Below are 19,177 nucleotides of genomic sequence, written 5' to 3'. Positions count from 1 at the left end.
CGCCGCCCCTCCGATCAGCCCGGACTCGAGTGCGTCGACGAGCGCGTCCGTGTCCACGAGGCTGCCGCGCGCGGCGTTCACGAGCACGGCGTCCCTCTTCATGAGCGCGAGCTCCTCGGCGCCGATCATGTGGTGGTTCTCGGGCAGGCCCGGCGCGTGCAGGGTCACCACGTCCGAGGAGGCGAGAAGCTCGGGCAGGGTGACGTATGAGGCGAGGCCCGAAAGCTCGGCACGCGGGAACGGGTCGTACGCGAGCACGCGGCAGCCGAAGCCCCTGAGCTCGCGCACCACGCAGGAGCCGATCGCGCCGGTGCCCACCACGCCAACGGTGCAGCTGGAGAGGGAGCGGCCGAGCTTGCCCTCAAGGGTGAAGTCCTGTGCCGCGGCGTGGCGGCAGACGAGCTTGAGCCTGCGCAGGGCCATAAGCATCAGCATGATGGCGTAGTCCGCCACGCCCTCGGGAGGGTAGGACGCGTGCCCCACGCGGATGCCCAGCTCGCGCGCCGCGGTCAGGTCGATGTGCTCATAGCCTATCGATCGGGTGGCGATTCCGCGGACGCCGAGCTCGTGGTAGGCCGCGAGAAGCTCGCGAGGCATGGGGTTGGTGATGATGCAGATGCCGTCCGCGCCGGCAGCGAGGCCCGCGTTCTCGAGCGTTGGGTAGTCGGCGGTCCAGCCGTAGTCGAAGCCCAGCTCGCGGCTCAGCGCCTCGAGGCAGGGCAGCTCGTCGTAGGGGCGCAGGGCGTAGGCGAAGATCTTCATGTCCCTCTCCCTTGTCCGTCCGTCGGGGCCTGTAAATTGGGGACAGTCCCCAATTTACACCCTTGCTAGAATCAGTGGGACTTCGACGGAGGGGGAGATATGACGGACAGCGTGAGCATCGGGGCGGTGGAGGCCGCGGCGAGCGCCAACAACAGGCCGGGCCCGGACCACATGAACTGCGGCGAGTCCGTGATCGCCGCGCTCTGGGACGCGTTCGAGCCCGACTTCCCGCGCTCGGTCGTGGCGATGGGCGCCGGCATGGGGGCGGGCGTCGGCGGCTCCGGCTGCATTTGCGGCGCGCTTGCCGGCGCCGTGGCGTTTCTCGGCCTCATGGCGGGGACCAAGGAGCGCGCCAAGCCGCTTGCGGCGGAGCTGCACGACGCCTTTCGCGACGGCACCGCCAAGCACGTGACCTGCTGCCGCGTGCTCACGCGGGGGATGGACTGGTGGGGAGAGGAGCGCGTCTCCCAGTGCCAGTACCACTGCGCGCTCGCGGCCGGCGCCGCGGCGCGGGTCCTCTGCCGCGAGCTCGGCGTGCGCGCGGAGGCGTGACGCGGCCCCTCGGCCTGGGGAGTATCTCCCCTAGCCCAGCGCCGCCCAGATGACGCCCGCCGTCAGGGAGAGCGCTGCGGCGAGGCAGCACGCGTCCACGACGCCGCCCGTGCGGCAGAGCCCGAGGCTGAATCCGCGCCGCGCGGGCCAGAGGAGGCGCAGGCCCCGGTGGGTGAGCAGGTCGAGCATGAGGTGCGAGGCCATGCCAGCCGCCACGAAGGGGGCGAGCGGCGCGCAGACGAGGTGGGTCGCCGCCGCGAATCCCGCGAGGGCGGGCAGGGAGTGCGAGAAGGACCGGTGCGTCGAGAGCCGCGCCGCACAGCAGAGCGCCGCGAGGGCGGCGGCCCCGAGCGCCAGCGACCCAAGCCCCGCCCCTGCCGCGCGGCTCACGAGGGGCCAGCCTGCCGCGCCGTCGGCGACGAGCGCGCCCACGAGCAGCGCCGCCGCGCCGGCGCGCGTGAGGCGCTCGCGCCACGGGTGCGCCGTGTCTCGCACGTCGAGGTCCGGCAGGACGGCGCCAGCCGCGCCCCCGGCAGCCGCCGCCACGAGGCCAGTGAGGCCCGCCGCGGGCCCGGCGGCAAGCAGCGCCGCTGCGACGCCCGCCGCGAGGTGCGTCTTTCCCGTCACGTGTCCCCCGTCCTTCTCGCCTGCGCGCGTGCTACACTACCTTACGACAACGGGGGGCTGGCGCACGCCGGCTGAGATTGGGCCCAGGAGAGCGGCCCTGACCCAGGAACCTGATCCGGGTAATGCCGGCGTAGGGAAGAGCTTCGCGCGCAAGGCAACGAGGCACCTACGGGAGACGGGGTGCCTTGAGGCACCCGGAAGGGAGGGCGCGTGAACTGCTCGGTTGCTATCCAGTTCCTGCCCATGGACGCCACCACCGACGACGCCACGTGCGACGCGGTGGACGCCGTCATCGCCTACATCGACTCGACGGGGGTGGACTACTTCGTCGGCCCCTTTGAGACGGCGATCGAGGGCGACTACGAGACCTGCATGGAGATTCTCAAGAACTGCCAGCTCGTGGGCGCCAAGGCGGGGTGCAGGCACATGATGTGCTACGCCAAGATCAACTTCCGCCCGGACGGCGACGTCATGTCCACCGACCGCAAGATCGGCAAGTATCACCCCGGAGACCCGGAGTTTGCCCCCAAGGCCGCGGACGCGGCGGCCTAGCATGGCGTCCCGCCCCGAGCCAACCCGCGCGCGCCGCGTGCTCACGCCGCTCCTGACCGTCATGGCGCTTCTCGTCCTGTGGCAGGCCGTCGTGGGCGTGGGGCTCGTCCCCAACTTCCTGCTGCCCACGCCAGTGCAGGTGGTCCAGTCCCTCGTGGAGGACGCCCCGCTGCTTGCGGGCCACTGCGCGACCACGCTCGCCGAGGCGGCCGTCGGCCTTGCGGCGGGCGTTGCGCTGGGCTTCGTCTTTGCGGTGCTCATGGACCGCTTCGAGGGCTTCTACCTTGCCTTCGAGCCGCTCATGACCATCTCGCAGACCATCCCCACCGTGGCCATAGCCCCGCTTCTGGTGCTGTGGCTCGGCTACGGCGCGCTGCCCAAGGTCGTGCTCGTGATCATCTCGACGTTCTTCCCGATCACGGTGTCCCTGGCGTCGGGCTTCCGCTCGGTCGACCCGGACGTCATCGACCTCATGCGCACGATGAACGCCTCGCGCTGGCAGATCTTCTGGTACGCCAAGCTGCCCGCCGCGACGGAGCAGTTCTTCAGCGGCCTCAAGATCTCCGCCACCTACGCCATCGTCGGCGCGGTCATCGCCGAGTGGCTCGGCGGCAACGTCGGCCTGGGCGTCTACATGACGCGCGTGCGCAAGTCCTTCTCGTATGACCGCATGTTTGCCTCGATCATCGTCATCTCCGCGCTGTCGCTCGGCCTCATGAAGCTCGTGGAGCTTGCCCAGCGTGCGTGCATGCCCTGGAAGCGGGCAGAAAGGAACAACAATGAGCGATAGGAACCTCGCAAAGAGCCTCAACCGCCGCCAGTTCGTCGCCGTCGCGGGCGCCGCCGCGACGACCGCCGCGCTCGCCGCCTGCGACGGCGCGCAGGCCCCCGCCGCGGACGACTCCGCCGAGCCTGCGGACGGCGACAAGACCAAGGTCTCCTTCGTCCTCGACTACACCCCCAACACCAACCACACCGGCATCTACGTGGCGCTCGCCGAGGGCTACTTCGCCGACGAGGGCCTGGAGGTGGAGATCGTCCAGCCGCCCGCGGACGGCGCGGACGCTCTGATCGGCGCCGGCGGTGCCCAGATGGGCGTCTCCTACCAGGACTACATCGCCAACAACCTGGCCTCTGACCAGCCGATGCCCTACTCTGCCGTGGCCGCCATCATCCAGCACAACACCTCCGGCATCATGAGCCGCGAGGAGGACGGCGTCACGCACCCGGCCGCCATGGAGGGCCACACCTACGCCACGTGGGACATGCCCGTCGAGCAGGCCACCGTGCGCCACTGCGTGGAGGCCGACGGCGGCGACTGGTCCAAGGTCGAGCTTGTCCCGTACGAGGTGGACGACGAGGTCAGCGGCCTGCGCGCCAACATGTTCGACACCGTGTGGGTCTACGAGGCCTGGGCCGTCCAGAACGCCGTGGTTCAGGACTTCCCGTACAACTACTTCAGCTTCATCTCGGTGGACCCGGTCTTTGACTACTACACGCCGGTCATCGCCGCCAACGACGACTTCGCCAAGGAGAACCCCGAGGCCGTGAAGGCGTTCCTGCGCGCGGCCAAGAAGGGCTACGAGTACGCCGTGGAGAACCCCGACGCCGCGGCGGACATCCTCTGCGAGCAGGTGCCCGAGCTCGACTCCGCGCTCGTCCACCAGAGCCAGACCTACCTCGCGGGCCAGTACGTCGCCGACGCCGACGCCTGGGGCGTCATCGACCCCGAGCGCTGGGCCGCCTTCTACCAGTGGCTGAATGACAACAACCTCGTGAACAACCAGCTTGACGTCAACGCCGGCTACGACCTCTCCTTCCTGGAGTAGGCGTGGGCGCTGGCGAGAAGAACGGGCCCCCCGTGGCCGCGGGCGCGCAGGCGACTCCCGCGCTCGCGGCCGAGGGGCTCACCCTCTCGTGGGACGGCGAGCACGTCATCGTGCGCGACGTCGACGTGACCGTGGCGCCCGGCGAGGTCTGCTGCCTCGTGGGCCGCTCCGGCTGCGGAAAGACAACGATCCTGCACGCGCTCGCCGGCCTGACGACCCCCGTGGCCGGCCACGTCCTCCTGCATGGCGAGGACGTGACCGGCCGGCCGGGCCGCGTGAGCTACATGCTGCAGAAGGACCTCCTGCTGCCGAGCCGCCGCATCATCGACAACGTGTGCCTGCCGCTCGTGCTCGCGGGCATGAGGAGGGCCGACGCGCGCGAGAAGGCCGCCCCGCTCTTTGAGCGCTTCGGCCTTGCGGGCTGCGAGCTCAAGTGGCCGAGCGAGCTCTCCGGCGGCATGCGGCAGCGCGCGGCGTTCCTGCGCACCTACCTCATGGGCGCTGACGTGACGCTACTCGACGAGCCCTTCTCGGCGCTTGACGCCCTCACGCGCACGGACGTGCGCCGCTGGTTCGTCGGCGTGGCGGCCGAGCTGGGGCTCTCCGCGCTCGTCATCACGCACGACGTGGACGAGGCCGTCTCGATGGCGAGCCGGATCTACGTGCTCGCTGGAGCGCCTGCCGCGGGCGAGCCGAGCCATGTGGCGGGCATCGTGCCCGTGAACCGCGTTGCCAGCGAGAGCTTCGAGCTCACCGACGAGTACCTCGCCGCCAAGCGCCGGGTCATGGCGCTTCTGGGGTAGCCGCCGCCGACCCGAGGTCCTTCTCGGCGGCTCAATGTGCCCATATCAAATCTGGCCGCGGCTTTTTGGCACTTTCGTCCCCCTCGGGAGGGCAAAAAGTGCCAAAAAGCCGCTGCCAGATTTTATGTTGTAGGAGAGAAGGACGCGTGGGGGAGAAGGGTGAGCGGGCGCGTGGGCGAGAAGAACGACTGGCCGAGAGGCCCCGCGCATCGTAAGCAAAGAATAACGGCGGTGTAAGGCTCGCGCAAGGGGAGGGGGAGCGATCCGTAAAAGGTCTCCCCCCGGACGTATCGTTAGGGCATCGATACGTCTGAAGGGAGCTTCGTGGGAGCAAGGACCAGGACCCTCGTCGCCGGAGTCGCGCTCATCGTGGTGGCGGCGGCGCTCGCTGTGGGGATTGCGCTCTTCTCCAACGGGACGGTGCCCGGGCAGGGCCCCAGCGAGGCATCCGGGGACGCGCCTGCCGAGCAGTCGCTCACGGTGGTCCGCGGCGTCATCGGCTCCGAGAAGGAGTCGCTTTTCGCGGACCCCGAGGCCAAGGAGATCTTTGCTCGCTACGGGCTCGACGTTCAGGTCACGACGTCGGGCTCCTGGGCCATGGCGGAGCGCGAGGGCATCGAGGGGTCGGACTTCGCCTCGCCCTCCTCTGAGATCGCGGCCGCGCACATCGAGGACGTCCACGGCGACGCCGTTCTCTCCACCACGCGTCCCTTCTACTCGCCGCTTGCCATAGCCACCGGCGAGACGGTCCTCGCCGTTCTCGGGCAGAACGGCCTCGCCGAGCAGCGTGACGGCGTCTGGTTCCTCGACATGGCCGCCTACCTCGATGCCGTCGCCAACGGCAGGCGCTGGACGGACCTCGCGGGCTCCGAGGCCTATCCCTCGAGCAGAAACGTCATGATCACCACCACCGACGTGCGCTCCTCCAACTCCGCGCTCATGTATCTCAGCCTCGCGAGCTACGTCCTCAACGGCAACGCCGTGGTCACAAGCGAGGATGCGGGGCGCCGGCAGGCCACGGACGCTCTCGCGCGCCTCTTCCTCGACCAGGGCTACTCGCAGTCCTCATCCGCGGGGCCGTGGGAGTCCTTCCTCTCCAAGGGGCCCATGAACCAGCCGCTCACGCTCATCTACGAGAGCCAGTACCTCGAGGCCCAGATGAACGAGCCGTCGAGGATTACCTCCGACATGCGCATCTGCTATCCCTCGCCCACGATCTTCTCTGACCACGTGGTCGTGGCCTTCTCGGAGGCAGGACAGCGCGTCCAGGACATCCTCGAGAACGACGCCGACATGGCCCAGGTCATAGCTCGTCATGGCTTTCGCCTGAACGGGGCCAACTCCGGGGCGTTCGACGCGCGGGTGGGCGAGGCGGGTCTCACGGGGTATGCAGCCGAGGGCACGTTCATCGACACCGCCCAGACCCCCTCCTATGAGGTGGCGGACGTCATGCTCCAGACCATAGCCGAGCTCTACTAGCGAGAGGAGAAGAACATGGGACACGAGGCCGCCATGCGTCCGTCGAGCCGGCTTGTCGAGGTCCTTCTCGCCCTTATCTGTGCCGTTGCGTGCGCGCTCGCCGTCGCGGGCTGTTCGGGAGGCGGGGAGCCGCAGGACGCGCCCGTGGCCGACGCGCCCGCATCCGAGGAGCCCTCTGGACAGGAGGGGGTCGACGTCTCGGGCGCCACGCTGCGCGTCCTCGCCGGCTCCGAGGTGAAGGACATGCTGCCCATCCTGGAGGATGCGGAGGAGGAGCTCGGCATCACGGTCGAGCTCGAGTACATGGGAACGCTCGACGGCACGGAGGCGGTCATGTCCGGCGAGGGGGACTACGACGCCACGTGGTTCCCCTCCAACGCCTACATGTCGCTCTTTGACGAGAAGAGCTCGCTCGTCTCCCAGGAGGCCTCGATCATGCGGACGCCGGTGGTGCTCGGCGTGAAGGCGGAGCGCGCCGCAGAGCTTGGGTGGGACGAGGAGAGCCCCACGTGGGCGGAGGTCGTCGAGGCCGCCGCATCGGGCGAGTTCTCCTACGGCATGTCGAGCCCGGTCTCGTCCAACAGCGGCTTCTCCGCGCTGGTGGAGCTCGCGACGGCGCTCTCCGGTACGGGCACGGCCATCACGAGGGAGGACGTGGAGGTCGTCGCTGACGACCTGACGCGCTTCGCGCGGGGGCAGACGCTCACGAGCGGGTCCTCGGGCTGGCTCATGGAGGCGTACGACGGGGACTCCTCGGCGGTTGACGGCGTCTTCAACTACGAGTCGCTCATCATGCAGGATCCGGGCCTCGTGGAGGTGGTGCCGCAGGACGGCGTCATTACCGCGGACTACCCGCTCACGATGCTCGCTGGGTGCGGCGAGGAGGCCGAGGCCGCCTACCGCGCGCTCGTGGACTATCTGCGCCGGAGCGACGTCCAGGCGAGGATCGCCGAGGAGACGTACCGCCGCACCGACGCGACGTCGGCCGACGAGGCCGTGGCCGCCTTTGAGATTCCCTTCCCCAACCGCCTCGATACCGTGCGGACGCTTCTGAACAGCTGGGTGTCGGACGTGAGGAAGCCGGCGAACATGTTCTTCCAGATCGACACGTCCGGCTCCATGGAGGGGGCGCGGCTCGACGGCCTCAAGGCGGCCCTTAACTCGCTGACCGACGCGAACGCCGAGGGCACCACGGCGCTGCTTGCCTTCCAGCCCCGCGAGACGGTCTGCTTCGTGGAGTTCGGTTCCGAGGTGAAGAGCGAGAAGACGTTCGAGGTGGGGGAGGATGGCGACCTGGGGGAGGTGTCCGACTACGTGGGCGGCCTCGTCGCGCAGGGCGACACCGCCATCTACGCGACGCTTCAGCGCTCGCTCGAGCTTGCGGCGGAGAGCCGCACGGCGGGCAATGTCACCTCCGTGGTGCTCTTCACCGACGGGGAGAACACCGATTACCCGAGCTTTGAGGAGTTTGTCCTCTGGTACGAGGGGAACGAGGCCTACCACGGGATCCCGGTGTTCGCGATTCTCTTCGGCGAGACGAGCGCCGACGAGATGGAGCGGCTCGCCGAGCTGACGGGCGGGCGCGTGTTCGACGCCGCGGACGGCGACCTCACCGCCGTGTTCAGGGAGATCCGCGGCTACCTGTAAGTCAGGGACGGCCCCAAATTAACGGAGACGGTTCGGAAGGAGGGTAGATGCGAGGGGATAAGGCGCTGGTGATAGGCGTGGCGGCCGCGGTCTTCCTCGTGTTCGCAGGCGTTGCGGTCCTTATCGCCACGAACGTCGTCACGCAGGTGGCGCTCGTGGGAGCGGGCGCCCTCATGGGGGCGGGCTCCTGGATGCTCCTCACCTCCCTCAACATGCCGCGCCACGTGGTCGCCATCGACCTCGACGCGCTCGTGGGCGCGGACGCCACCCTCAAGGAGGCGGCGGGCGCGGTGAACGGCATGCTCGCGCGCATCGAGGATGCCTGCGCGGCAGACGAGCCGCGCAGGATCGCGTCCGAGGCAGCTGGCCTGCGTGCCCTCGTATCGTCCATGGCGGAGCTCGTGAGCCTTCCGGAGTTCTCCACGGCGGGGTCGGGGGAGGACCGGGCCCTCGTGCTGTCGCTCGCGTCCTCATGGCTGCCCGGCGCGTGGGACCAGCTCGTTACCAACGTCCGCTATCTCGAGTTCGGCGGGCGAGCCAGTACGCGGGCGCGTCAGAACGTACTCGCGCTCGAGGGCCAGTGCGAGGACGTAGCGGGTGCGCTCGACCGCATCCGCACCTCCATAGTCGATGGGGCGTCGGGTCAGATTGAGTCTGGGTCCGACTATCTGCGGCAGCGGCTCGGGCATCGGCCGAGCGAGCTCTCGCTCGACAACCCCGAGCGGTGACGGGCCACCTGTCGCCACCGTTCTGAAACGAGAGGAGAAATACCATGCCAGACGACCTTCTTGAGGCGCCCGACGAGAGCTTCGACCTCGAGCCCGCGCCAGCGCCCGCTCGCGTCGAGCCGGAGGGGGCCATCGCCAAGGTCCCCGCGCCGGACTCTGCCGAGCTGCTGCGCCTGAACGAAAACGCGAACGCCTGGGTCTCCAAGGTGGCGGGGATGGCGCCCCAGAGCCTCGAGTTCAAGCAGGAGGTCGACGCGATCTTTGAGGTGGGGTCTGACGCTTTCCGTGAGACGAGCGACACCTCGAGCCGCTTTCTCGACCAGTCGCTCGCGCAGGCGCGGGGAGGCGGCGCCCAGGAGCAAGTCTCCAAGGGGCTCGTGGACTTGCGCAACGAGGTCGATGAGCTCGCGCCGGGCGAGGACACTTTCGCCGACCGCCTGCTGGGGGCGCTTCCTTTCGGCGGTCGCGTGAAGCGCTACTTCCGTCGCTACGAGTCCAACCAGCAGCAGCTCAACGCCATTCTGCTGTCCCTCAACAAGGGACAGGACCTGCTGCGCAAGGACAACGCCGCGCTTAACGTAGAGCGCAGGAGCCTCTGGGGGAACCTCGGAACGCTGAGGCGAGCCTACGAGCTGCTCACGGACATAGATGACGCACTCGTGGCGCGCATCTCCCAGGAGCGCGCGGCGGGCAACGCGGAGCTTGCGACGTCGCTCGAGAACGACGCGCTCTTCGCGGTTCGCCAGCGGCGCCAGGACGTGCAGACGCAGGCGGCCGTCACGATTCAGGCGTATCTCTCGATGGGCATTATCCAGCAGAACAACGACCAGCTCGTTCGAGGAGTCGAGCGCGCAAAGACCACCACGGTGACCGCGCTGCGCACAGCCGTGATCGTGGCGCAGTCGCTTGAGAACCAGAAGCTCGTGCTCGACCAGATCGACGCGGTCAACAAGACGACTGACGCCATGATTGACCGCACGAGCAGCCTTCTGCAGGAGAACTCGCTGCGCACGCAGCAGCAGGCCGTCTCGAGTGGCGTCTCCCCGGAGACGCTCAAGCGCGCCTACGACGCGGTCTTCTCCACGCTCGACAGCATCGACGAGTTCCGCACCAAGGCCAACGACTCCTTTGCCAAGACGATCGACGTCCTGAACGACCAGCTCGAGCGCGCCCGGTCGTATGCCGATCGCATGGCGACCGAGGAGAAGTAGGCCTGGTTCCGGCCTGTCACGTGCCACGGGCGTCAGGCGTGCAAAGGGGACAGGCACTTTCGCACGGCTCGTCCGTGCGAAAGTGCCTGTCCCCTTTGCACGCCTGACGCCCGTGGCAAAAGCCCGCGCTACGCGCAGACGAGCTCCACTCCCGCCGCGGCGAGCTCGGCGCGCGCCTCGTCGCTCACGTGGGGGTCGGTGATCACGCTGACGTCCTTCTCGCCCAGCGCAAGCGGGACGGTGCCGCGTCGGCTGAACTTCTCGCTCTCTGTGAGCACCACCACGCGCTCGGCGTGCTCCGCCATGTCACGGACGGCCTGCGCGCGCATCTGGTCGCTGTTGGTGAACCCGGTGCGCGCGGAGAACCCGTCCGTGCCGGCGAAGAGCAGGTCCACGTAGAAGCCCTCGACGCAGGACCGCACCATGGGCCCCACCATGACCTGCGAGTCCTTCTGGTAGATGCCGCCGATGAGCACGACCCTCACCGTGGGGTCGTCGCGCACGGACGAGGCGATGAAGGCGCTGTTGGTGATGACCGTGACCTCGCGTCTCTCGGCGGCGAGCTGCGCCACGAGCAGGGCGCAGCAGCTGCCGCTCTCCACCATGACGGTGTCCCCGTCGCGCACGAGCTCCGCGGCGCGCCGAGCTATGGCGCGCTTCTCCTCGTAGTGGTAGGCGAGGCGGCCCTCCACGTTGTCGGTGCTGCGCAGCACCGCGTATCCGTGCTCGCGGCGGACGAGGTGGCGACGCTCGAGCTCGGTGAGGTCCTTGCGCATGGTGACCTGCGAGACGCCGAGCTCCTCGGCGAGCGCCGAGACCTCGACGCGCGTGCGCTCGGTGAGGATCTCAAGAATCCGGTTGGTGCGTGAGGGCATGGCGTCCTCCAGAATGGGGAAATGAAAGTTTCTTGCCTCAATCTGCTTCCGAACGAAGATTATAGCCGCTCAGCGTGCGAGTTCCGGGCAGACGATAGAAGAGGCTGGGTCGCACAACCCGACAAAACTGAGGGAAATCTCGACAATTTGTCGGGTTATGCGACCTGCGCTCGGTTCCCTAGAAGAACGCGTCGATTCCGGCATCCAGATAGGCCTGGCGGAACCCCTCGAGGTCCTCCTCGTGGAGGTTGGTGAGGCCATGGAGCCGATAGTCGCGGCCGAGCAGGTCATACTTGCTCTCGCCCAGGTTGTGGAAGGGGAGGAGCTGCACGCGCGTGGCGCCGACCTCGTGGAGGCGCTCCGCGAACCGCCGGGCGTCCTCGATCCTGTCGTTGAACCCGGGGATGACGGGCGTGCGCACGAGCACGTCGACGCCGCGCTCGATGGCCGCGCGCGTGTTGGCAAGGATGAGGTCGTTCTCCACGCCCGTGCCCTCGCGGTGGGCGGCGGCGTCCCAGTGCTTCATGTCGATGTAGGCGTGGCTGAGCAGCTCGGTCACGCGCTCGAAGTCGCGCGCGGGCACATGCGCCGTGGTCTCCACGTTGGTGTCCACCCCCGCCTCGCGCAGGAGCCCCAGGAGCTCGACGCAGAAGTCCGGCCAGGTGAGCGGCTCGCCGCCCGAGAGCGTGACGCCGCCCGCGCTCTGCTGGTAGAAGGGTTCGTCCTGCATGCACTCCTCGAAGACGTCCTCGGTGGTGCGCGTGCGGCCCGCCACGCTGAGCGCGCGGCCCGGGCAGCCCGCGACGACGGCCCTCGCCTCCGGCGACTCGGCGTCCATTGCGCGCACGTCAACGTGGCGCCTCTCGTCTGGGCCTGTCGCGGGGGTCCCCGGGCACGCCGCCAGGCACGCCCGGCAGCCCACGCAGCTCCGGGCGTTCCATTCGAGCTGCGGGCGGCGCAGCTGGCTCTCCGGGTTGGAGCACCAGTAGCAGCGCAGCGGGCAGCCCTTGAGGAAGACCACGGTGCGGATGCCGGGCCCGTCGTCGAGGCTGAACTTCTGCACGTTGAATACGGTCGCTGTCTGCATGGCCCCTCCCCGAGCCCCGGTCCCTCTCGCCATCGTCATTGTAGGGTACTTACGAACGAAAGTAAATATTATTCCGAACGTTGACACCACGCAGGGCGACTGCTATAAGTATGCTGTAGCCAGAAGGCGTCTCACGAGAAGGGGAGTCCCAGATGTCCCAGGCAAACGAGAGCCACTTCGGAGAGCTCACGCCCCGCATGCGGGCGTTTCGCGAGGAGATGCTTGACGAGAGGCCCTACATCGACGCCGAGCGCGCGGTGCTGGCGACGCAGGCCTACCGCGAGCACCAGAACCAGCCCAACGTCATGAAGCGCGCCCTCATGCTCGAGAAGATTCTCGACAACATGACGATCTACATCGAGGACAAGACCCTCATCGTAGGCAACCAGGCCACCAAGAACAGGAACGCCCCGATCTTCCCCGAGTACACGATGGAGTTCGTTCTGAACGAGCTCGACACCTTCGAGAAGCGCGACGGCGACGTCTTCTACATCACGGAGGAGACCAAGCAGCAGCTCCGCGACCTCGCGCCCTTCTGGGACAACAACAACCTGCGCGCCCGCGGCGAGGCGCTTTTGCCCGAGGAGGTCCAGGTCTACATGGAGACGGGCCTCTTCGGCATGGAGGGCAAGCTCAACGCCGGCGACGCCCACCTGGCAGTGAACTACGAGCGCGTGCTCTCCGTCGGCCTTGCCGGCTATGAGGAGCGCGTCCGCGCGTGCCGCGCCGCGCTCGACCTCACCGACCCCGACGCCATCGACAAGAACGTCTTCTACAAGGCCGTCCTCGTGGTGATCGCCGCGGTGCGCCGCTTCGCCGGGCGCTACGCCGCGCTCGCCCGCGAGATGGCGGAGGCCGAGAAGGACGAGGCGCGCGCGGCCGAGCTTCGCCGGATTGCCGAGACCTGCGAGCGCGTGCCCTACGAGCCCGCCCGCTCCTTCCGCGAGGCCGTGCAGTCCGTCTGGTTCATCCAGCTCATCCTGCAGATCGAGTCCAACGGCCACAGCCTTTCCTACGGCCGCTTCGACCAGTACATGTTCCCGTACTACCAGGCGGACATCGCCTCTGGCGCCATCACGCGTGACGAGGCGCTCGAGCTCCTCACCTGCCTTTGGATCAAGACGCTCTCCGTCAACAAGGTGCGCAGCCAGGCGCACACGTTCTCCTCGGCCGGCAGCCCCATGTACCAGAACGTCACCATCGGCGGCCAGACCACGGACAAGCGCGACGCGGTCAACGACCTCTCCTTCCTCGTGCTGCAGTCCGTGGCGCAGACCCGCCTCACCCAGCCCAACCTCACGGTGCGCTACCACGCCGGGCTCAACAAGGAGTTCTACGACGAGTGCATCGAGGTCATGAAGCTCGGCTTTGGCATGCCCGCGCTCAACAACGACGAGGTCATCATCCCGTCCTTCATCAAGTGGGGCGTGGCAGAGGAGGACGCCTACAACTACTCCGCCATCGGCTGCGTTGAGACGGCCGTCCCGGGCAAGTGGGGCTACCGCTGCACGGGAATGAGCTACGTGAACTTCCCGCGCATGCTGCTCTGCGTGATGAACGACGGCGTGGACGTGACCACCGGCAAGCGCTTTGCCAAGGGCTACGGCAGCTTCCGCGACATGAAGAGCTACGACGAGCTCATGGAGGCCTGGGACAAGACCATCCGAGAGATCACCCGCGCGAGCGTCATCGTGGAGAACGCCATCGACAAGGCCTCCGAGCGCGACGTGCCGGACGTCCTGTGCTCCGCGCTCACGGACGACTGCATCGGCCGCGGCAAGACCATCAAGGAGGGCGGCGCGGTCTACGACTTCATCTCAGGCCTCCAGGTGGGCATCGCCAACATGGCCGACTCCCTCGCGGCCATCAAGAAGCTCGTCTTTGACGAGAGGCGCATCACGCCGGCCGAGCTCGCCGACGCGCTGGAGAGCGACTTCGCGGGCGAGAAGGGCGAGCGGATCCGCCAGATGCTCGTGAACGACGCCCCCAAGTACGGCAACGATGACGACTTCGTGGACCAACTCGTAGTGGACGCCTACCAGTCCTACATCGACGAGATTGCCAAGTATCCCAACACGCGCCATGGCCGCGGCCCCATCGGCGGCATCCGCTACGCCGGCACCTCCTCGATCAGCGCCAACGTGGGGCAGGGAATGGGGACCATGGCCACGCCTGACGGCCGCCACGCCCACGAGCCGCTTGCCGAGGGCTGCAGCCCCGCGCACAACGCCGACACCCACGGTCCCACCGCCGTCTTCAAGTCCGTCTCGAAGCTTCCCACGGAGAAGATCACGGGCGGCGTGCTGCTCAACCAGAAGATGGCTCCCACGATGCTCGCCTCCGAACGCAACAAGCAGAAGCTCGAGATGCTCATCTCAGCGTTTTTCGACCGCCTGCACGGCTATCACGTGCAGTACAACATCGTGAGCCGCGAGACCCTGCTCGACGCGCAGGCCCACCCCGAGAGGCACAAGGACCTGATCGTCCGCGTGGCCGGCTACTCCGCGTTCTTCAACGTGCTCTCCCGCGCCACCCAGGACGACATCATCGCCCGCACCGAGCAGACCCTGTAGCGTGCAAAAGGGACAGGCACTTTTGCACGCTTCCACACGCCAAGCGAAAGGAACCAGTCATGAAGCTCATCATCGACGACGCCGACGTCAATGCCATCAAGCGCCTGGTGGAGTACTACCCCGTTGACGGCGTGACCACCAACCCGTCGATCCTCGCCGCCTCCGGCCGCGCGCCCTTCGAGGTCCTGCACGAGATCCGAGACATCATCGGGCCCGAGATGGAGCTCCACGCGCAGGTCGTGGCCCGCGATGCCGATGGGATGGTCGCCGACGGCAGGCGCATCGTGGCCGAGCTCGGCGCCCACACCTTCCCCAAGGTCCCGAGCGTCCCGGAGGGCTTCAAGGCCATCCGCATGCTCGCCGCCGAGGGAATCCGCACCACCGCCACGGCCATCTACACCCCGATGCAGGCCTTCCTCGCCGCCAAGGCAGGCGCCTCCTACGCCGCGCCCTACATCAACCGCATCGACAACATGGGCTATGACGGCGTGGGCGTTGCCATGGAGATCCACGACATCTTCCGCGCCAACGACCTCCCCTGCGAGGTGCTCGCCGCGAGCTTCAAGAACTCCCAGCAGATCCTCGAGCTCGCCCGCTACGGCGTCGGCGCCGTGACGGCCGCCTCCTCCGTGATCGAGGGCCTGGTCAAGAACGCCGCGATCGACGCTGCGGTGGACGCCTTCACCGCCGACTTCGAGGGTCTCGTTGGCGCCGGCAAGACGATGGCCGACCTGTAGGGGCGGGCGAGAAGAACCTCGGCCCCGGACCTCCACGCGCAATCGGGGATTTCCAACATCCGCGTTAGCGCGTGACAGAAGTTGAACTACCGAACGCGTAGCTTGGGAAACGCGGCCGTCTAGCCGCAGAATCCCGAGCTACGCGTTCTTCTCGCCATGCGCAATCCGAGATTCCGGCAAAGGGTCCTGCCCGGCCGCCCTGGCCCGCGACGTAAGCGTTGCGCAAGGGATGCCGGCCAAGCCAGCATTTCCCCTTGCTTCGGACTAACGTTGTCTTGAGAGCGGAGGGGGGGTACATGGAAGCGCACGAGGACGATACGTACGCGAGGCTCAAGGCGGCGATGGAGGAGGCGGAGGCGAGCGAGTCCCCCGTGGAGTCCGCCCGTGACCGCCGGCGCCGCTATCTGGCGATTGCCTTGATAGTTCTTGTTCCCCTGGCCGTGGTCAGCTATGTCGCGTGGGGACTCATCGGCCTGTTTACCTTGGGCAAGACGGACGAGGGGCCGATCGCGGTGGCGTATCGGCTCGTGGGCGTTCCGGGCTGGCTTGCCATCTTTTCCTTTGGCGTCGTGGCGGTGGCGCGGCAGCTGCGCGACGACTTCAAGGGCGTGGGCGAGCGCATCTTCGGGGCGGTCATCATCGCGCTCATGGTGTGTACCTGCTACGTCTTTGTGGGGCAGCCGCTGCTGGACATCCCGTACCTCTTCGACCCCGTGCGCGTCGAGCTGCACGATGTCGAGACGAGGGACGTGAGCGGCGAGAGCGGAGCGACGTACTACCTCAGCGGCGTCGACGAGTCCGGCAAGGAGTGGGAGTTCCGCATCAACAGCGATACGTTCCTCAGCTGGGACCGCGGCCGCACCACCGCCACCGTGACCGGCCTCCCCAACACCCAGGTGACGCTCGCCATCGAGTGACCCTCCCCGCGCCCTCCAGAGGGTGGAGGCCCTGAGCGACGGCCACCAGGAGTTCCTCACGCCGCTGCAGACAACCGTGACAGCAAAAGGCCGCCCCTCCGATTCTCTAAGCAAGGATCTTCCGCGAAGCGCAGTCCTTGCGTGAGAATCGGAGGGGCGGCCCCCGTTGCCGTAACGAAGTTTCCTACGCGAGCTTGAGGAACTCCTGGTAGCCGCGGTACGCCTCGTACACGTCCGCCTTGCTCGTCGCCTCCCAGGGCGCGTGCATGGAGAGCACGGGCACGCCGCAGTCGACGACGCTCATGCCGTAGGTCGCCAGGATGTAGGCGATCGTGCCGCCGCCGCCCGCGTCCACCTTGCCGAGCTCCGCGGTCTGGAAGTGCACGCCGCCCTCGTCCATCACGCGGCGGATGGTGGCCAGGTACTCGGCGTCGGCGTCGTTGGAGCCGGACTTGCCGCGGGCGCCCGTGTACTTGTTGAACGTGAGGCCGTGGCCCAGGTAGCAGCTGTTCTTCGGCTCGAAGACGCTCGCGAACGTGGGGTCGAAGCCGGCCGAGACGTCGCTCGAGAGCATGTTGGAGTTGGCGAGGCAGCGACGCAGCGCGAGCGGGCCGGTCTCGCCGGCGAGCTCGAGCACCTCGGCCATCGTGTTCTCGAAGAAGTGGCTCGTCATGCCGGTGGCGCCCACCGAGCCGATCTCCTCCTTGTCAACGAGCAGGGTGACGGCGGTGCGCGCGGGCGCCTCGGCGTCGAGCTGCGCCACGAGGCTCGTGTATGCGCACACGCGGTCGTCCTGGCCGTAGCCGAGGATCATCGAGCGGTCGAGGCCCAGATCGCGGGCAGCGCCCGCGGGAACGACCTCGAGCTCGGCGGAGAGCAGGTCCTCCTCCTCGATGTCGAGGAGGTCGCGCAGGATGCCGAGCACGCCGGCCTTGACCGGGCTCTTCTCGGCGTCGCCGTCCTTCTCGCCCCCCTCGACGACGATCGGGCGGTTGCCCACCAGGACGTCGAGCATCTCGCCCTCGATGACCTCGGTGGCCTTCTTGCCCATCTGCTCGCTCGCGAGGTGGGGGAGGAGGTCGGTGATGCAGAAGACCGGGTCGTCGTCATCCTCGCCAATGACCACGGAGACGACGGTGCCGTCCTTCTTGGCCACCACGCCGTGGATGGCGAGCGGCATGGTCACCCACTGGTACTTCTTGACGCCGCCATAGTAGTGCGTGTCAAGCGTCACGAGCTCGTTCTTCTCCTCCACGGGGTCCTGCTTGACGTCGAGGCGCGGCGAGTCGACGTGCGCCCCCAGGATGTTCACGCCCGCCTCGAGGGGCTCGGTGCCCAGCTGGAGCAGCATGAGGGTCTTGTCGCGGTTGACGGCGTAGACCTTGTCGCCGGGAACGAGGCGCCTGCCCTCCTCGATGCGGCTCTCCAGGCTCACGTAGCCGGCCTCCTCGGCCATGGCCACGGCGGCGGCGCAGCACTCGCGCTCGGTCTTGTTCTCGGAGATGAAGGCCTTGTAGCCCTCGCAGAGGTAGTGCAGCTGGTCGAGCTGCTCCTCGGTGTACTCCTTCCATGCGTTCGGACGGTCCATGGAACTCCCTTCCTCGGAGATACGCAATCGGCTCAAGATTCTAGACCAGCCCGGCGGCGCGGGCCAGGGAGGCGTTGTGGAATCTGGGGCCGTGGCAGCGCGGGGCGGGCGCGCGTTGCGGGGAGCGGGGTTGTGGCAGCTTGGGGACTGCCACAACCCCCGATTCAAGAACGGGGGCGAGAAGAACCGCAGGATTTTCGAGTCCGCGCCTGCCAAAACCCCTCTTTTGGCAACGCGCGCTCGCGCGGGGCTGCCACGACGCCGGTTTCCGCAGCGCGCCGTGCCGCGGCCGTGCGCCTACGGCTGGCCAGCCGGGCCCGCGGCCCCCGTGGAGCCGCCGGCGTCTGCCGCGCCGCCCGTCCCGGAGGAGTCCGCGCCCGCATCCGCGCTGTCGCCGGTGCCGCCCTGCGCGCCAGCTCCCGTGCCCGTGCCGGAACCGGAATCGGAGCCGGTCCCGGCGCCCGCGTCCGCGCCCGTTCCGGGCTGCGCGGCGCCCGTGCCCTGCGCGTCGTCGTCCTGGTCGTCCGCGCCCGTGGCGGAGCCTCCCTCGGCGGGGGAGTCCGCGGGCCCGGTGGGCTGCTCGGACGCGCCCTCGTCCTCGGCACCCGCGGAGGGCGCCTCGTCCGCCTGCGGCGCCCGCTCGCCCTCCGTCCGCTCGTCCACCACGACGGGCTCTGCCGGCGAGAGGGACGGCCCGATGCCCGCCCCCTGGGTGGCGAGGCTCACCACGAGGGCGTATGCCAGCACGACGGCGACGGCCGCGACCGTGGCGATGACGGCGACGCGTCGGCGCAGGCGCGTGCGCTGGCGCTCGTGGGCGGCGTCGATGACCTCGGGCGGGGCGATGGGGGTGCCGGACGCGGCGACGCGCGTCCTGTCGGCCGGGACGGGCGTGGGCATGAGGCGCGTCTCGCCCGCGGTCGGCGGCACCTCGCCCGGCACCGGGGCCGTACCGCGCGCCGTCTGGTCGGGGCCGAGCGAGCGGAGCTTCTCCGCGGAGGCGTTCAGTATGTTGCGGTAGACCTGCGTCGCCACGCTCGAGGCCACGGCGCCGATCACCGCGCCGATGATCGAGCCCGCGATGCCGATCTGCGCCGAGAGCGCAAAGGACGTGGCCGCGGCAAGGCCCGTCGCCACGATCTGCGAGAGGGAGAAGTCCCCCAGGATGCCCGCCCTGCGCTCGTCCTTCTCGGCCATGCGCCGCCTCCCT

At 68.4% G+C, this 19,177-nt stretch carries 18 protein-coding genes; 12 read left to right on the top strand and 6 right to left on the bottom strand.

Going from position 1 to position 19,177, the window contains the following annotated elements; all coding sequences use genetic code 11:
- The coding region (locus tag BQ7391_RS11895; RefSeq protein ID WP_075280796.1) for an NAD(P)-dependent oxidoreductase at positions 1–762 on the bottom strand (762 nt) is incomplete at its 3' end.
- Between the two features lie 99 nt (positions 763–861).
- Here BQ7391_RS11895 and BQ7391_RS11890 point away from each other — a divergent pair.
- Positions 862–1,314 (top strand): C-GCAxxG-C-C family (seleno)protein, encoded by a 453-nt coding sequence (locus tag BQ7391_RS11890; protein WP_075280795.1) that lies wholly within the window; start codon positions 862–864, stop codon positions 1,312–1,314.
- A 30-nt stretch (positions 1,315–1,344) separates the two neighbouring features.
- On the opposite strand, the gene BQ7391_RS11885 is transcribed toward BQ7391_RS11890, so the two are convergent.
- Positions 1,345–1,941 carry a metal-dependent hydrolase gene (locus tag BQ7391_RS11885; protein WP_075280794.1) on the bottom strand — a complete coding sequence of 199 codons (597 nt, stop codon included), beginning with the start codon at positions 1,939–1,941 and terminating at the stop codon, positions 1,345–1,347.
- Positions 1,942–2,151: 210 nt separating this feature from the next.
- On the opposite strand from BQ7391_RS11885, the gene BQ7391_RS11880 reads away from it, so the two are divergent.
- From BQ7391_RS11880 to BQ7391_RS11845, 8 genes are all read left to right on the top strand, one after another.
- Positions 2,152–2,493, top strand: a complete 342-nt coding sequence (locus BQ7391_RS11880) for a thiamine-binding protein (protein WP_075280793.1) — start codon at positions 2,152–2,154, stop codon at positions 2,491–2,493.
- A 1-nt stretch (position 2,494) separates the two neighbouring features.
- The gene (locus tag BQ7391_RS11875; RefSeq protein ID WP_075280792.1) at positions 2,495–3,283 is read left to right on the top strand and encodes an ABC transporter permease; all 789 of its coding nucleotides are present in this window, start codon (positions 2,495–2,497) and stop codon (positions 3,281–3,283) included.
- Positions 3,273–4,322 carry an ABC transporter substrate-binding protein gene (locus BQ7391_RS11870; RefSeq protein ID WP_075280791.1) on the top strand — a complete coding sequence of 350 codons (1,050 nt, stop codon included), beginning with the start codon at positions 3,273–3,275 and terminating at the stop codon, positions 4,320–4,322. The genes BQ7391_RS11875 and BQ7391_RS11870 overlap by 11 nt, the downstream gene beginning before the upstream one ends.
- A gap of 2 nt (positions 4,323–4,324) precedes the next feature.
- Positions 4,325–5,125: an ABC transporter ATP-binding protein gene (locus BQ7391_RS11865; protein WP_083662227.1), complete on the top strand. Its 801-nt coding sequence runs from the start codon at positions 4,325–4,327 to the stop codon at positions 5,123–5,125.
- Positions 5,126–5,449: 324 nt separating this feature from the next.
- Positions 5,450–6,604: a hypothetical protein gene (locus BQ7391_RS11860; RefSeq protein ID WP_075280790.1), complete on the top strand. Its 1,155-nt coding sequence runs from the start codon at positions 5,450–5,452 to the stop codon at positions 6,602–6,604.
- 15 nt (positions 6,605–6,619) lie between these two features.
- Positions 6,620–8,251: a vWA domain-containing protein gene (locus BQ7391_RS11855; RefSeq protein ID WP_083662226.1), complete on the top strand. Its 1,632-nt coding sequence runs from the start codon at positions 6,620–6,622 to the stop codon at positions 8,249–8,251.
- A 47-nt stretch (positions 8,252–8,298) separates the two neighbouring features.
- A complete protein-coding gene (locus BQ7391_RS11850; RefSeq protein WP_075280789.1) occupies positions 8,299–8,979 on the top strand; it encodes a hypothetical protein in 681 nt (226 codons plus the stop codon).
- A 44-nt stretch (positions 8,980–9,023) separates the two neighbouring features.
- Positions 9,024–10,190 (top strand): toxic anion resistance protein, encoded by a 1,167-nt coding sequence (locus BQ7391_RS11845; protein ID WP_075280788.1) that lies wholly within the window; start codon positions 9,024–9,026, stop codon positions 10,188–10,190.
- A 128-nt stretch (positions 10,191–10,318) separates the two neighbouring features.
- On the opposite strand, the gene BQ7391_RS11840 is transcribed toward BQ7391_RS11845, so the two are convergent.
- The gene (locus BQ7391_RS11840) at positions 10,319–11,065 is read right to left on the bottom strand and encodes a DeoR/GlpR family DNA-binding transcription regulator (RefSeq protein WP_075280787.1); all 747 of its coding nucleotides are present in this window, start codon (positions 11,063–11,065) and stop codon (positions 10,319–10,321) included.
- A 178-nt stretch (positions 11,066–11,243) separates the two neighbouring features.
- Entirely contained in the window at positions 11,244–12,152 is a 909-nt protein-coding gene (locus BQ7391_RS11835; RefSeq protein WP_075280786.1) for a glycyl-radical enzyme activating protein, read from the bottom strand.
- Positions 12,153–12,304: 152 nt separating this feature from the next.
- Between BQ7391_RS11835 and BQ7391_RS11830 the strand changes: the two genes are divergently transcribed.
- The 3 genes from BQ7391_RS11830 (at position 12,305) to BQ7391_RS11820 (ending at position 16,379) form a co-directional block, all read left to right on the top strand.
- Positions 12,305–14,725, top strand: coding sequence for a glycyl radical protein (locus tag BQ7391_RS11830; protein ID WP_075280785.1), 2,421 nt, complete (start codon positions 12,305–12,307; stop codon positions 14,723–14,725).
- Between the two features lie 59 nt (positions 14,726–14,784).
- On the top strand, positions 14,785–15,462 hold the full coding sequence (locus tag BQ7391_RS11825) for a transaldolase family protein (RefSeq protein ID WP_075280784.1): 678 nt from the start codon (positions 14,785–14,787) through the stop codon (positions 15,460–15,462).
- A 296-nt stretch (positions 15,463–15,758) separates the two neighbouring features.
- Positions 15,759–16,379 (top strand): hypothetical protein, encoded by a 621-nt coding sequence (locus BQ7391_RS11820; protein ID WP_075280783.1) that lies wholly within the window; start codon positions 15,759–15,761, stop codon positions 16,377–16,379.
- A gap of 184 nt (positions 16,380–16,563) precedes the next feature.
- Here the strand turns inward: BQ7391_RS11820 and BQ7391_RS11815 are convergent, their stop codons facing one another.
- Both BQ7391_RS11815 and BQ7391_RS11810 read right to left on the bottom strand, forming a co-directional pair.
- Complete coding sequence (locus BQ7391_RS11815; protein WP_075280782.1) at positions 16,564–17,967, bottom strand: aminopeptidase; 1,404 nt, start codon at positions 17,965–17,967, stop codon at positions 16,564–16,566.
- Between the two features lie 297 nt (positions 17,968–18,264).
- Positions 18,265–19,164, bottom strand: a complete 900-nt coding sequence (locus BQ7391_RS11810) for a hypothetical protein (RefSeq protein ID WP_075280781.1) — start codon at positions 19,162–19,164, stop codon at positions 18,265–18,267.
- Between the last annotated feature and the right edge of the window lie 13 nt (positions 19,165–19,177).

This window comes from Thermophilibacter provencensis, from assembly GCF_900128445.1.
GTDB lineage: Bacteria > Actinomycetota > Coriobacteriia > Coriobacteriales > Atopobiaceae > Thermophilibacter > Thermophilibacter provencensis.
This window is presented reverse-complemented; position numbering and strand designations above follow the sequence as displayed.

Bases quoted from the DNA above. Each gene is read 5' to 3' on its own strand.
- BQ7391_RS11890 (WP_075280795.1), top strand. From the start codon at position 862: ATGACGGACAGCGTGAGCATCGGGGCGGTGGAGGCCGCGGCGAGCGCC.
- BQ7391_RS11875 (WP_075280792.1), top strand. From the start codon at position 2,495: ATGGCGTCCCGCCCCGAGCCAACCCGCGCGCGCCGCGTGCTCACGCCG.
- BQ7391_RS11870 (WP_075280791.1), top strand. From the start codon at position 3,273: ATGAGCGATAGGAACCTCGCAAAGAGCCTCAACCGCCGCCAGTTCGTC.
- BQ7391_RS11855 (WP_083662226.1), top strand. From the start codon at position 6,620: ATGGGACACGAGGCCGCCATGCGTCCGTCGAGCCGGCTTGTCGAGGTC.
- BQ7391_RS11850 (WP_075280789.1), top strand. From the start codon at position 8,299: ATGCGAGGGGATAAGGCGCTGGTGATAGGCGTGGCGGCCGCGGTCTTC.
- BQ7391_RS11845 (WP_075280788.1), top strand. From the start codon at position 9,024: ATGCCAGACGACCTTCTTGAGGCGCCCGACGAGAGCTTCGACCTCGAG.
- BQ7391_RS11840 (WP_075280787.1), bottom strand. From the start codon at position 11,065: ATGCCCTCACGCACCAACCGGATTCTTGAGATCCTCACCGAGCGCACG.
- BQ7391_RS11835 (WP_075280786.1), bottom strand. From the start codon at position 12,152: ATGCAGACAGCGACCGTATTCAACGTGCAGAAGTTCAGCCTCGACGAC.
- BQ7391_RS11830 (WP_075280785.1), top strand. From the start codon at position 12,305: ATGTCCCAGGCAAACGAGAGCCACTTCGGAGAGCTCACGCCCCGCATG.
- BQ7391_RS11825 (WP_075280784.1), top strand. From the start codon at position 14,785: ATGAAGCTCATCATCGACGACGCCGACGTCAATGCCATCAAGCGCCTG.
- BQ7391_RS11820 (WP_075280783.1), top strand. From the start codon at position 15,759: ATGGAAGCGCACGAGGACGATACGTACGCGAGGCTCAAGGCGGCGATG.
- BQ7391_RS11815 (WP_075280782.1), bottom strand. From the start codon at position 17,967: ATGGACCGTCCGAACGCATGGAAGGAGTACACCGAGGAGCAGCTCGAC.
- BQ7391_RS11810 (WP_075280781.1), bottom strand. From the start codon at position 19,164: ATGGCCGAGAAGGACGAGCGCAGGGCGGGCATCCTGGGGGACTTCTCC.